Origin of the sequence: Paraburkholderia hospita (assembly GCF_002902965.1) — a bacterium.
Classification (GTDB): Bacteria; Pseudomonadota; Gammaproteobacteria; order Burkholderiales; family Burkholderiaceae; genus Paraburkholderia; species Paraburkholderia hospita.
Genome location: NZ_CP026105.1, coordinates 674,995 through 687,980 on the forward strand (window position 1 = coordinate 674,995; position 12,986 = coordinate 687,980).

Annotated in this window: 11 protein-coding genes and 2 pseudogenes; 6 read left to right on the plus strand and 7 right to left on the minus strand. The window is 64.0% G+C overall.

Going from position 1 to position 12,986, the window contains the following annotated elements; genetic code table 11:
• Positions 1-9: 9 nt before the first annotated feature.
• From kdsB to lpxK, 3 genes are all read right to left on the minus strand, one after another.
• On the minus strand, positions 10-813 hold the full coding sequence (gene kdsB / locus C2L64_RS02965) for a 3-deoxy-manno-octulosonate cytidylyltransferase (RefSeq protein ID WP_024162973.1): 804 nt from the start codon (positions 811-813) through the stop codon (positions 10-12).
• A 126-nt stretch (positions 814-939) separates the two neighbouring features.
• Positions 940-1,143 (minus strand): Trm112 family protein, encoded by a 204-nt coding sequence (locus C2L64_RS02970; protein WP_007180583.1) that lies wholly within the window; start codon positions 1,141-1,143, stop codon positions 940-942.
• On the minus strand, positions 1,124-2,140 hold the full coding sequence (gene lpxK, locus C2L64_RS02975; RefSeq protein ID WP_090836069.1) for a tetraacyldisaccharide 4'-kinase: 1,017 nt from the start codon (positions 2,138-2,140) through the stop codon (positions 1,124-1,126). Before lpxK ends, C2L64_RS02970 begins: the two co-directional genes overlap by 20 nt.
• A gap of 613 nt (positions 2,141-2,753) precedes the next feature.
• On the opposite strand from lpxK, the gene xseA reads away from it, so the two are divergent.
• From xseA to C2L64_RS02995, 4 genes and pseudogenes are all read left to right on the plus strand, one after another.
• Positions 2,754-4,133 carry an exodeoxyribonuclease VII large subunit gene (xseA, locus tag C2L64_RS02980; protein WP_090836070.1) on the plus strand — a complete coding sequence of 460 codons (1,380 nt, stop codon included), beginning with the start codon at positions 2,754-2,756 and terminating at the stop codon, positions 4,131-4,133.
• A gap of 219 nt (positions 4,134-4,352) precedes the next feature.
• Positions 4,353-4,931 (plus strand): superoxide dismutase, encoded by a 579-nt coding sequence (locus tag C2L64_RS02985; RefSeq protein ID WP_035986273.1) that lies wholly within the window; start codon positions 4,353-4,355, stop codon positions 4,929-4,931.
• Between the two features lie 326 nt (positions 4,932-5,257).
• Positions 5,258-5,728, plus strand: a pseudogene (locus C2L64_RS02990) (CoA transferase); the annotation flags it as partial.
• Positions 5,724-7,007: pseudogene (locus C2L64_RS02995) on the plus strand (electron transfer flavoprotein-ubiquinone oxidoreductase); the annotation flags it as partial. The pseudogenes C2L64_RS02990 and C2L64_RS02995, both read left to right, overlap by 5 nt.
• Positions 7,008-7,074: 67 nt before the next feature.
• Here C2L64_RS02995 and C2L64_RS03000 read toward each other — a convergent pair.
• Positions 7,075-8,391: an NYN domain-containing protein gene (locus C2L64_RS03000; RefSeq protein ID WP_007747857.1), complete on the minus strand. Its 1,317-nt coding sequence runs from the start codon at positions 8,389-8,391 to the stop codon at positions 7,075-7,077.
• Positions 8,392-8,478: 87 nt separating this feature from the next.
• Complete coding sequence (locus C2L64_RS03005; RefSeq protein WP_007578784.1) at positions 8,479-9,078, minus strand: isochorismatase family protein; 600 nt, start codon at positions 9,076-9,078, stop codon at positions 8,479-8,481.
• A 48-nt stretch (positions 9,079-9,126) separates the two neighbouring features.
• Here C2L64_RS03005 and C2L64_RS03010 point away from each other — a divergent pair, with 48 nt between their 5' ends.
• The gene (locus tag C2L64_RS03010) at positions 9,127-9,738 is read left to right on the plus strand and encodes a TetR/AcrR family transcriptional regulator (RefSeq protein ID WP_090836071.1); all 612 of its coding nucleotides are present in this window, start codon (positions 9,127-9,129) and stop codon (positions 9,736-9,738) included.
• 17 nt (positions 9,739-9,755) lie between these two features.
• On the opposite strand, the gene clpP is transcribed toward C2L64_RS03010, so the two are convergent.
• A complete protein-coding gene (clpP, locus tag C2L64_RS03015) occupies positions 9,756-10,409 on the minus strand; it encodes an ATP-dependent Clp endopeptidase proteolytic subunit ClpP (RefSeq protein ID WP_007578780.1) in 654 nt (217 codons plus the stop codon).
• Between the two features lie 172 nt (positions 10,410-10,581).
• Here clpP and C2L64_RS03020 point away from each other — a divergent pair, with 172 nt between their 5' ends.
• A complete protein-coding gene (locus C2L64_RS03020; protein ID WP_090836072.1) occupies positions 10,582-11,538 on the plus strand; it encodes a sigma-70 family RNA polymerase sigma factor in 957 nt (318 codons plus the stop codon).
• Here C2L64_RS03020 and C2L64_RS03025 read toward each other — a convergent pair.
• Positions 11,494-12,768, minus strand: a complete 1,275-nt coding sequence (locus C2L64_RS03025) for an EAL domain-containing protein (RefSeq protein ID WP_090836114.1) — start codon at positions 12,766-12,768, stop codon at positions 11,494-11,496. The two genes, C2L64_RS03020 and C2L64_RS03025, sit on opposite strands and share 45 nt — an antisense overlap.
• Between the last annotated feature and the right edge of the window lie 218 nt (positions 12,769-12,986).

The window sequence follows — 12,986 nt, forward strand, 5'->3', positions numbered from 1 at the left end:
CATGGCTTTTTACGCCGACGACCCGAAAAACGCCTGTACACGGGCCAGATCATCAGGCGTGTCGACGCCCGGCAGCGGCGCGTCATGCGTGACGAGTACCGCGATGCGCTCGCCGTGCCACATCGCACGCAGCTGTTCGAGTGCTTCGGCCTGCTCGATCGGAGAGATAGACAGGTTCGGGTAAGTACGGAGGAACTTCGCGCGATACGCATACAGCCCGATGTGCCGATACACGGCAGCGGGTGCAGGCGGAGCGGGCATCTGCGCGACATTCGGCCAGTGCGGCTGGTAGGCGTCGCGAGCCCATGGAATCGGTGCGCGCGAGAAGTACAGCGCGACGCCGCGCGCATCGAGCACGACCTTGACGACGTTCGGATTGAATATCTCCGCGGGCTCGTGGATCGGATGCGCGGCCGTCGCGATCGCGCAGCCATCCGTCGATGCGAGGTGCGACGCTACGCCGCGCACCAGTGCCGGATCGATCAGCGGCTCGTCGCCCTGCACGTTGACGACGATCGTGTCGTCGCTCCAGCCGTAGTGCGAGGCCACTTCCGCGAGACGGTCCGTGCCCGACGGATGATCGGCGCGCGTCATCATCGCGTCGATACCATGCGCGCGCGCGACGTCGAAGACGGACTGCGCGTCGGTCGCGACCAGCACCTGCTGCGCGCCCGACTCGAGCGCGCGTTCCGCGACGCGCACGACCATCGGCTTGCCGCCGATATCGGCCAGCGGCTTGTTCGGCAGGCGGGTCGAGGCGAGGCGCGCCGGAACGACGGCGATGAAGGGCGGAGTGTGCAGGGTGTCGTTCATCGGAAGCGTCACATCAGGCCTTGTGCGGGCCGAGAAAGACGCGCCGCCTGATCGGCGGCGCGGTGTGGGTGTTCAGTGGCGGCGTGCAACGAGTGGTTCGATGCACCGCGTCACGCGCAGCGGCGCTCAGGCGACGGAGCCGGGGTTGAGATCGACGGGCGTGCCTTCGACCGTTTGCCGCGCTTCGTCGACGAGCATCACGGGAATGCCGTCGCGGATCGGATAGGCGAGCTTGTCTGCGTTGCAGATCAGCTCCTGCGCGGCGCGGTCGTAGCTGAGCGGGCCCTTGCAGATCGGGCAAACGAGAATTTCAAGCAGGCGAGCGTCCACGGACTTTCTCCACAACGAGTGCAATGAGGCGATGATCGAGCGTGGCTTCGACGGGGACGACCCAGAGCCGCGCATCATGCCAGGACCCCAATTTTACCGCATCCTTTTCAGTGATCAGGATCGCGTCGGCGTCCGTGTCGGCGAACGGATTCGTGCTGAAGGCGTAATGATCGGGTAGTGCGCGCGTCTGCGGCGAGAGGCCCGCTGCGCGCAGCGTCGCGAAGAAACGCTCGGGCGCGCCGATGCCCGCCGCCGCGAGCACCCGCTCGCCGGCGAACTGCGCAAGCGGGCGGCGCAGGCGCGGATTGTCGAGATGCCATGCGTCGCCGGGCGCGAGTTCCAGCGAGAACGTGTTCGGCCAGGGCGGCAGCGCGCGGTCGTACGGATTGTTGATCAGCGTCGCGTCGCGCTCGCGCGACAGCGGCTCGCGCAACGGGCCGGCGGGCAGCAGGAAGCCATTGCCGCCCAGCCGGTGATCGAACACGACGATCTCCGCGTCGCGCTCCAGCCGGTAGTGCTGCAAGCCGTCGTCGCTGACGATCACGTCGACATTTCGGTGCGCCTTGCACAGCGCCTCGGCGGCGGCGACGCGATCCGGGCAGACGAACACGGGCGCACCCGTGCGGCGCGCGATCAGGAGCGGCTCGTCGCCCGCTTGTGACGCCTTCGAAGTCGGCGTGACGAGCGTCGGTAGCGTGATCTTCACGCCGTAGCCGCGCGACACGACGCCCGGCGTGAAGCCCGCGCTGCGCAGCGCCTGCACGAGCGCGATTACCGTCGGCGTCTTGCCCGTGCCACCCACCGTCACGTTGCCGACCACCACGACGGGCACGCGAACGCGCACCGACTTCAGCCACCCGAGCCTGAACGCCGCGCGGCGCGCGAGCGCGACCGCGCCGAACACGCAGGCGAGCGGCGTCATCGCCCACGCGAGCGGGCCGCGCTGCTGCCACTCGCGCGCGATGCGCGCTTCGAGGCGGGAAGCGAGTTCGCTCATCGGCAGGCGGCCGGCTTGCGCGGCGCGTCAGTCAGGACGGACAGGGCGAGCATCAGCAGGCATCTCCGGGCAGTCGGTTGCACCGACGGTTGAAAGACCAAGGGAACCACGAGAACCACGAAACGCGGACAACGACGGAACAGCAACAGGACAACAGGACAACAGGACGGTTAGGGGCGGCGAAAACCCTTCGCGCCCATTCGCGCAAGCGCGCTCGTTCGCGTCCGACAGATTCCGCCAGAACCCGGCACTCTAGCGCGCGGGCGGCGTTAGCTGCAAGTCGGAAAGGCCACCAGATGCGGGTCTCGCACTAGCGATGCTTTATCCATAGCCTGTGGATAACTTTGTGGAGAACGTGCCTTGCAATTTGTCGGGAAGGCCGTCGCGCAAGCATCGGCTCGGCAATGGGGAACTTTTATCGACTAAAAATGTGATAGAAATCAATAGCTTAAATGGTATTAAGTGGGCTCTGGGGCCGTTTTGAGTCCGCTCTCCGCGGTACTCCCGACATGTGGACACTTTTAACAATCCGGCTAAAGACGTTTAGAACGCGCTGGACCTGACTGGCCGATCGGTCTATCGTCTGTCCGGCCTGTTTAAACCCATTCCTCGCATGAATTCCGAAAGTCCTTTCTCGTCGTCCGCTGGCGCGGCTGGCGATGCCGTCGTTCCCGTCTCGGTACTCAACCGCGCGATCGGCACGATGCTCGAACGCTCGTTCCCGCTCGTCTGGGTCTCCGGCGAAGTGTCGAACTTCACGCGTGCCGCGAGCGGGCACTGGTATTTCTCGATCAAGGACGCGCAGGCGCAGATGCGCTGCGTGATGTTCCGCGGCCGCGCGCAATATGCGGAGTTCACGCCGCGCGAAGGTGACAAGATCGAAGTGCGCGCGCTCGTCACGATGTACGAGCCGCGTGGCGAGCTTCAACTGAATGTCGAGGCCGTGCGCCGCACGGGCCAAGGCCGTTTGTACGAAGCGTTCCTGCGGCTGAAGGCGCAACTCGAATCAGAAGGCCTGTTCGAAGCGGAGCGCAAGCGCGCGCTGCCTGCGCATCCGCGCGCGATCGGCATTGTCACGTCGTTGCAGGCGGCCGCATTGCGCGACGTACTGACAACCTTGGCGCGTCGCGCGCCACACATTCCCGTGATCGTCTATCCCGCGCCCGTGCAGGGCGCGGGCGTCAGCGCGAAGCTGGCCGCGATGGTCGAGACGGCGAGCCGGCGCGGTGAAGTGGACGTGCTGATCGTGTGTCGCGGCGGCGGCTCGATCGAAGACCTGTGGGCTTTCAACGAAGAAGTGCTGGCCCGCGCGATTGCGGAGAGCAAGATGCCCGTCGTGAGCGGCGTCGGTCACGAAACCGACTTCACGATCGCCGACTTCGCCGCCGATGTCCGCGCTCCCACACCCACGGGCGCCGCCGAACTCGTCAGCCCGCAACGCGTGCTGCTGCTGCGCGACCTCGATCATCGTCATGCGACGCTCGCGCGCGGCTTCGGTCGCATGATGGAGCGGCGCGCGCAGCAGCTCGACTGGCTCGCGCGGCGTCTCGTGTCGCCGGCCGAAAGGCTCGCGCGGCAACACACGCATCTGCAGCAACTGAGCGTTCGGCTCGCGTCGGCGGGTGCGCGGCCCGTGCGCGACGCGCGCGGGCGTTTCGCGCTCGTGCAGATGCGCTGGCAGCGCTGGCGTCCCGATCTCTCGCTGCATCGTTCGCAAGTGAACGGCCTTGCCGAGCGGCTCGAGCGCGCATTATTGCGTCAACATGAAAGACACATTGCGCGCGTGGAAACGCTTGCCGCGCGGCTCGAAGTACTGAGCCCGCAACGCACGCTCGAACGTGGCTACGCGGCATTGCTCGATGCGCAAAACGGCCGCGCAGTGCGAGCGCCATCGGCATTGAAGCCGGGCCGCCGCATGACCGTTCACCTCGCTGAAGGCTCGGCGGATATCGCGCTGTCGGATGTTCAGCCGCGTCTTACGGATGGCTTTTAATCGTGCTTTGAAGCGCCATTGGGCACAGTAGTTTTGACCTTCGTATGACAGCTGAAAAGCCGCCGCGCGAGCATTAATTACGCTGCCCGCGCAGCGCGTTTTCGCAATGCGTGCCATAAAGGGCTTGCGTTTGCGGGGTTATTCCAAGTCGCCTACAATCGAGTGCTCCCGCAGCGTTATCCGCAGACTCCCCATAAACAGATACAAAGGAATAGCACCATGGAACATACGCTCCCGCCGCTGCCGTTCGCGAAGAACGCGCTCGCTCCGCACATGTCGGAAGAGACGCTCGAGTTTCACTACGGCAAGCACCATCAGACCTATGTGACCAACCTGAACAATCTGATCAAGGGCACTGAGTTCGAGAACCTGTCGCTGGAAGAGATCGTCAAGAAGTCGTCGGGCGGTATCTTCAACAACTCCGCGCAAATCTGGAATCACACGTTCTTCTGGAACAGCCTGTCGCCGCAAGGTGGTGGCGCGCCGAAGGGCAAGGTCGCCGAAGCGATCAACGCGAAGTGGGGTTCCTTCGACAAGTTCAAGGAAGAATTCACGAAGACGGCAGTCGGCACGTTCGGCTCGGGCTGGGCATGGCTCGTGAAGAAGGCAGACGGTTCGCTGGATCTGGTGTCGACCAGCAACGCCGCCACGCCGCTGACCACGGACGCAAAGGCGCTCCTGACGATCGACGTGTGGGAACACGCGTACTACATCGATTACCGCAATGCGCGTCCGAAGTTCGTCGAAGCATTCTGGAACATCGTGAACTGGGACTTCGCGGAAAAGAACTTCGCGTAAGTCTTTGCTCGATCCGGTAAGCGGTTGAAAAACCGGCAAGCGCAGACTGAATGGAAAAGCCCTCACTTGTGAGGGCTTTTTCTTTTTGGCATCTATTAATTCGCCATCCGAATTAATAGATGAATTGTGGTAATGCTCACACTTACCAGTATCCGTCGAAACAAAACGCCCACTCCCTTCGCCACCCGTTCGGGGTGGTCCTGTCCGCTGCCCGCCAGGGCTTACTACGATCAAGGGGCATTCTGTCGCCCCGACACTCACAACCGACAGCAAGGCCCGGCTGGCACCCGTCAGCGGGGCCGCATTTCCATGGAGACAGGTGGACGATGGGCGTTTTGAACGGAATCAGAGTGCTGGAATTCGAGGCGATCGGTCCCGGGCCCTTCGGCGCGATGCTGCTCGCCGATATGGGCGCGGACGTGCTGCGCATCGACCGGCCGGCTGCGCCCGACGATCTCGGGCCGAAAACCAACGGCAAGCGCATCGACATCACGGGTCGCGGACGGCGTTCGGTCACGCTCGATCTGAAGCAGCCGGCATCGGCGGCAGCGGCGCTCGATCTGATGGCGCGCGCGGATGTCGTAATCGAAGGCTATCGGCCCGGCACGATGGAGCGTCTCGGACTCAGCCCCGGCGAGGCCTTCGCGCGCAATCCGAAGCTCGTCTACGGACGCATGACGGGCTGGGGTCAAACGGGCCCGCTTGCGGCGCGCGCCGGCCACGATCTGAACTACATCGCGCTGTCCGGCGTGTTGTCCGGCATCGGACCTGCCGATGGCGCGCCCGTTGTGCCGCTGGCTCGGGCAGCAGGCCGAAGCGCTGGGCGTGGAGATTTTTCCGGGCTTTCCGGCCGCTGAAGTGCTTTACAACAAAGATGGCTCGGTTAAAGGCGTCGCGACGGGCAATCTGGGCATCGGCAAGGACGGCGAGCCGACCGAAAACTTCCAGCCCGGTATGGAACTGCACGCGAAGTACACGCTGTTCTGCGAAGGCGCACGCGGGCATCTCGGACGTCAGCTTTCCGACAACTTCAAGCTGCGCGACGGTGCGGATCCGCAGGTCTACGGCATCGGCATCAAGGAACTGTGGGAAATCGATCCGGCGAAGCACAAGCCCGGCCTCGTGATCCACACGGCCGGCTGGCCGCTCGATACGCGGACTTACGGCGGCTCGTTCCTATATCACATCGACAATAACCAGGTGATGGTGGGCTTTGTCGTCGGCCTCGGTTATTCGAATCCGTATCTGTCGCCGTTTGAGGAGTTCCAACGCTACAAGACGCACCCGTCGATTCGTGCATTCCTTGAAGGCGGCAAGCGTGTGTCGTATGGCGCGCGTGCGATCACGGCAGGCGGTCTGCTGTCACTGCCGAAGCTCGCTTTCCCGGGCGGCGCACTGGTTGGCGACGACGCAGGCTTCCTCAACGCGTCGCGGATCAAGGGTTCGCACGCGGCAATCAAGACAGGCATGCTCGCCGCCGACGCCGCATTCGACGCCGTGCAGGCAGGCCGCCACAACGACGAACTGACGGCTTATCCGGAGTCGTTCAGAGCTTCATGGCTGCATACGGAGTTGAACAAAGCACGCAACTTCAAGCAGTGGATGAGCAAGGGTCTGTATCTCGGCGCGTTGATGGTCGGCATCGAACAGAAGCTGCTGGGCGGCAACGTGCCGTGGACGCTGCATCACCAGCGCTGGGATCACGAGATGCTGATGCCGGCATCGCAATGCAAGCCGATCGAGTATCCGAAGCCGGATGGCAAGCTCACGTTCGACCGCCTCTCTTCGGTGTTCATCTCGAACACGAACCACGAAGAGAATCAGCCGGCGCATCTGACGCTCAAGGACGCGAGCATCCCCGTCACGCTGAATCTGCAAACTTACGCTGGCCCTGAAGCGCGCTTCTGCCCGGCGGGCGTGTACGAGTTCATCAAAACCGAAGACGGCGAAGACCGTCTGCAGATCAACGCGCAAAACTGTTTGCACTGCAAGACCTGCGACATCAAGGACCCGACGCAGAACATCGCGTGGGTGACGCCTGAAGGCGGCGGCGGTCCGAACTATCCGAACTTGTGAAGCACGCTGTGTGGTCCGGAAAGCAAAACGCCGCTCGAACGAGCGGCGTTTTCACCTAAAGCCTCACTTACTCCGCGTCGTTGGCCGACTCGGTCTTGCGCGGACGGCGGCTGCGCGTCGTCGATTTGCGCGAGGGTTTCTTCTTCGCAGCGGGTGCTTCCGTTGCGGGATGTTCCGCTTCGTGCACAGGCGCGTGAGCCTCAGATACAGCGGCCTGTTCCGGCACATGCCGCGTATCCGCAGCCAGCGACGAATCCGTTTCGCCTTCGGCCGCTTCGACGCGTTCTGTCTTCTTCTTCGCTCTCTTTGCAGCGGGCTTGCGCGTGCCGCGTCCCTTGCGGCGCGTCTCGCCCTTGCCGTTGTCCGCATGACCGGTCGATACGGCCGGCGGCGCATCCTCGAGCGCCTGATCAGCGGGCACATCGTCTTCGACGTCAGCCGTGACAGTCGCTTCCTCCAGATCGACGATCTCGGCGGCAGCAGGCATGGCCGCCCATTCGTCGCCTGTCTCGCGCGGGCTTGCGACTTCGGCCGACGCAGCGACACCAGACGACCCGCTGCGATACACGAACGTGCCCGACTTCTCGTCACGGCCCACTTCGAGCAACCCGCGCGACTGCGCTTCTTCGAGCAGATTGCCGAATGCGCGGAAACCGTAGTACGTCTCGTTGAAATCGGGCTTGCGGCGCTTGATCGCGTTTTTCAGCACCGACGCCCAGATCTTGCCGCTATCGCCGCGCTCCGACGCGAGCGCATCGAAGGTCTGCACAGCAAGTTCGACCGCTTTCGTCTTGCGCGTTTCCAGGTCTTCCTTGCGTTTTTCACCGTCGGATGCGCGCTTCGTGGCCTGTTGCGCCGCCTGCTGCGCGGCCTTGGCGCCGTCGCGTTTCGCAGCTGCGCGCTGGTTCTCGCGCACGAGATCGTCGTAGAAAATGAATTCGTCGCAGTTGGCCGTCAGCAGATCCGACGTCGAGCGCTGCACGCCGACGCCGATCACCTGCTTCGCGTTTTCACGCAGCTTCGACACGAGCGGCGAGAAATCCGAATCGCCGCTGATGATGACAAACGTATTGACGTGCGACTTCGTATAGCAGAGGTCGAGTGCATCGACGACGAGGCGAATGTCTGCGGAATTCTTGCCCGATTGCCGTACGTGCGGAATTTCGATCAGCTCGAAGTTCGCTTCGTGCATCGCGGCCTTGAAGCCCTTGTAGCGGTCCCAGTCGCAGTACGCCTTCTTCACGACGATGCTGCCTTTGAGCAGCAGCCGTTCGAGCACCAGCTTGATGTCGAATTTTTCGTATTTCGCGTCGCGCACGCCGAGCGCGACATTTTCGAAATCACAGAACAGCGCCATGCTGACGGTATCCTGGGATGACGCCATATGCTTCTCCAATGAAGTGCAGGCTCGATCGTCTCACACAACGCGGTATCGATCGAGGTTTTGCATGACGATCGGCCTGCAACGCACTCAGGCGCCGCCGAACGTCCCTGTTTCGGCAACGGCGCTGATGAATTCCTCTGTCGAGCGCACGAAGCCCATGCGCGGAAAGATATGCTCGATGGGAAAGGCATGCGTTTCGCCAGACAGGCCCGACATCGCGTCTTCGATGAAGATCAGCTCGTAGCCCTGGTCGAACGCCGCGCGCGCCGTCGACTCGACGCCGAAGTTCGTCGCGATGCCCGTCAGCACGATGGTGTTGATGTGACGGCGTCGCAATTGCTGTTCCAGATCGGTGCCGTAGAACGCGCCCCACTGGCGTTTCGTCACCACGAGATCACCGGCCTGCACATTGCACTCGGGCGCGAGGTCCGATGCCTGCGGCGGCGGAGCGGGCGCATCGCGCGGACGCAGCGGCGCATCGGCGGGCAACGACAGCAGTTGCGCGACATCGACGCGTACGAACACGACCGTGCCGCCCGCCGCGCGCAGTGCATCGGCGGCGCGCACGGAACGCGCGACGACGTCGGCGGCGGAATGCGGCGCCAGTTGCCGGCCGACATTGCTGTGCTGCAGATCGATCAGCACGATGGCCGTGCTGCGCGGATCGATGGAAAGCGCTTGCGCCATATGTCACCTATATGTGAGGATGTCCTCATGTCATGATAAGCGATAAACATGAGTCTGTCCTCAGATAATCCGAAAGTGCGGCGTATTCCCCAGCAGGAGCGCGCGGCAAAGCGTGTCGATGCGCTGCTCGACGCCGCAGGCAACGTGATCGCGGAGCGCGGTTTCGACGCCGCGACGATGACGGCGATCGCCGAACGCGCGGGCGCGTCGATTGGTGCTGTCTATCAATACTTTCCGAACAAGGATGCGCTTGTTTTCGCGCTGCGTACGCGCTATGGCGACGAAATGGACGCGCAATGGAGCGCGCTGGGCGAAGCGGCGCATGAATGGAGCGTCGATGAGCTGGTCGAGCGCCTCTTCGCGCTGATGATCGACTTCATCGCGGCGCGGCCTGCGTATCTGCCGCTGCTGTCGGTGACGCTGAACTTCCGGCGCGACGCGGCCGCGCGCAACCGCTTGCGCGGCCGGTTCGCTGAGCTGTTTCAGCGCTACAGCCCGGCGTTATCGGACGACGACGCGTTTCGCGTCGCCGAGGTCGTGTTGCAGGTCGTGAAAAGCCTGAATCCGCTGTACGCAGCGGCGAAACCGAAAGATCGCAAGGCGCTGGTCGACGAGTACAGGCTGGTCGTTTCGTCGTATCTCGCCGCGCGCCTGCATTGAGCGCGAGAAGAAAAGCGCTACATCGCGCTGTGCGCCGCTTCGGCAACAGCAGGCACGCGCGTTGTCAGCACGTCATCGACGAGGCCATAGGCTCTCGCCGCATCCGCTGACATGAAATTGTCACGATCCGTGTCCTTCTCGATCTGCGCGATGCTCTGCCCCGTTCTTTCCGCGAGCACGGTGTTCAGGCGCTCGCGCAGATACAGCACTTCCTTCGCCTGGATCTCGACGTCCGACGCGGTGCCCTGTCCGCCGCCCGAGGGCTGATGGATCATGATGCGCGCGTTCGGTAACGCAAAACGCTTGCCGGGCGCGCCCGCTGCGAGCAGGAACGTGCCCATGCTGGCCGCGAAGCCTGTGCAGAGCGTCGATACGTCGGGCTTGATGAACTGCATCGTGTCGAAGATCGCGAGGCCGTCGTAGACCGAGCCGCCCGGCGAGTTAATGTAAAAAGAAATATCCTTGTCAGGATTCTCCGATTCGAGAAACAGCAACTGCGCGACGATCAGGCTCGCCGACTGGTCGTTGACGGGGCCGACCAGAAACACGATCCGCTCGCGCAGCAGGCGCGAATAGATGTCGTAGGCGCGTTCGCCGCGGCCCGATTGCTCGATGACGGTCGGCACGAAATTGAAGCCCGACGCGGCGGGTGAAGTGAAGTGTCGATGCATGCGTTCCTCGCTGGTGGACTGAAAAGACCCGTGAAAAGGCCCGCACGAGGCGGGTTTCAGTCGCATGACGCGAACGCGCGGCACGGTGTGACAAAAGAATTTTTGCGTGGACGTGTCACATCGCGTGCGGCTGGCCCGTCAACCCGGAGACAACGCCACAGGAGCGGCTCGCATGGAAATGAACGGAGAGAAGTCGGCGGATTTCGAGGCGGTGCGCGCGAGGCTCTTTGCGCTCGCGTACCGGATGCTCGGCAGCCGCGCGGAAGCGGAAGACATCGTGCAGGACGCGTGGCTCAAATGGCATGCCGCCGACGCGAGCGAACTGCGTTCGTCGGCCGCATGGCTCACGACGATCACGACACACCTCGCGATCGACCGGCTGCGTCATCTGCAGATCGAGCGTACGACGCGTTCAGGCGGCTGGATGCCGGACCCGTGGGTCGAGAACCTCGCGCCATCGGCGGAAGACCTCGCGTTGCAGGCCGTGCAGATGTCGTATGGCGTGATGCTGCTGCTCGAACGGCTGAAGCCCGAGGAACGCGCGGCATTCGTGCTGCATGAGGCATTCGATTGCGATTACGCGGAGATCGCGAAGATTCTTGCGAAGACGCCCGCGAATTGCCGGCAGATGGTGCATCGCGCGAGGGCGCGTTTGCAGCGCGAAGGCGTGCCGGCGAAGCGGGCGGACCCGGCCGCGCATGCGCGCATTGTCGAGCGCTTGCGGGCGGCGATGGAAGCGCAGGATCGCGCGGGCCTTGTGCGGCTCTTCTGCGAGGTGCCGAGCGTAATGAGCGACGCGCCCGAAACGGACGATGCCGTCGCGACGGCCGAACAGGCGGCGACCACGCTGTCGATGCACGGTCGTGGCGACCAGATGGAGACGGTGACGATGAACGGCATGCGCGCCGTGGCGTTGATGCGCGACGGCGAAATCGACGCGCTGCTCGACATTTCGATCGGCGAGGACGAACGCATCGTCGCGTTGCGCATCGTGACGGGCGCACTGCGGCTGGCGAGCGCGACGCGCGTGTTCGGGCGCGCGGCGGTCCTGCAACTGCTGCGGCCCGTCAGCCGTCAGGCCGCGTCAATTACGATGCGCGGCCACTTCCCAGTTGATATCGACGCATAGCACCTGCATGCCGCGCGCGGTTTCCGCCGCGATCGACGCCGTCACGCACAGGTGCGCCTCGTTGATCGACAGATAGGGCGGCGTCAGATGCACCTGGCCGGGCGCGCGCACGGCCTGGATGAAATACGGACGACGTTCCCAGCTAGCGCCTTCCGAATGCAACAGCGGCCGGAAGCGTTTCGCGCGCTGCGACGCGCGGCCTTGCGGCAGCACGTTGTCGCCGATCTGACGGCCCGAGCCGTCGAGCAGGAAGCAGCGCGCCGTTTCGCGCAGTTCCAGCAGCGGCGCGGTCGCCTCGGCCATCGGCTTGCCTTCGACGAGCTGCGCGCTCGCGGCTTCCAGCGCCGTCACGAACGGCGCGAGCCGCTCGGCTTGCGCGCGCTCACGTGCGGCCACGCGTTCGCGCAGTGCCGCCGACAGCCTGTCCATCAGGCTCACGGTCGCCTGACGCGCGACGGGCTCGACGCTCGGCGCGGCGAAGAAGGTGCCCTGCACGAAATCGACATTGCATTCGAGCGCGATCAGCGCGTCGCGCTCGGTCGTGAGGCCGCCCATTAGCACCAGTTGCCCCGATTCATGCAGCATCGACACGATGCCGGGCAGCACGCGCTCGATATGCGAATGCTCGCTGGCCTGCGCGAGGATGCAGCGGTCGAGCGTGACGATGTCGGGCCGCAGGTTCCACACGCGGTCGATATTCGAATGCTTCGCGCCGAAGCCGTCGAGCGCGATCAGGAAGCCGGACTTGCGCAGCGCGTCGATGATCTCGGCGAAGCGCGTCGTCTCCCCGCCCGCCTGCTCGGACACTTCGAGCACCACGCGCTGCGGCGGCAGACCGAGCGACTTGAGGCCCGCGAGCAGCGCGTCGCCGTAGCTCGTGTCCATCAGCGCGGCGGGATGAAGGCTCAGAAAGAGCCATTCGTCGTGACTGTCGAACGCGTTGAAGTTGCCCAGATGCAGCGATTCGGCGAGCCTCCCGAGCTCCAGCAGGTCGCCGCGCCGCGCGGCCTGGGTGAAGACTTCGGCCGACGGCACCTGCCTTTCGTTCTCGTCGTGCGCGCGCAGCGACGCGTGATAGCCGATCGCGCGACGGTGCGAAACCGAGAAAACCGGCTGAAATACGCTGAAAACCGTGTAGCCGCCATACCGGACGGTGCGGCGGGAGCCCTCGTCGCCTGCTACGGGGCGCGGAGGCTGGAAGCCGGGAGGATCGAGTTCGATCATGCTCATCGTGTCGGTCATCGGTTGAGATGTGAGGCGGGCCGCGCGAAAACGCGCGAAAGATTCAAGTTTACAGGATAGGGCAGCAAGAAACATGCGCATGACGATGCGCTACGGCTTTAGCCCTGTGTCACGCGGATTGGGCTGTGTTTTGCGCCGTTTCCTCCGCTGTTGCATCGATTTTGCGCCGGGACAGCCGATGCTGTCATGCGCGCAGTGAGCGAAGC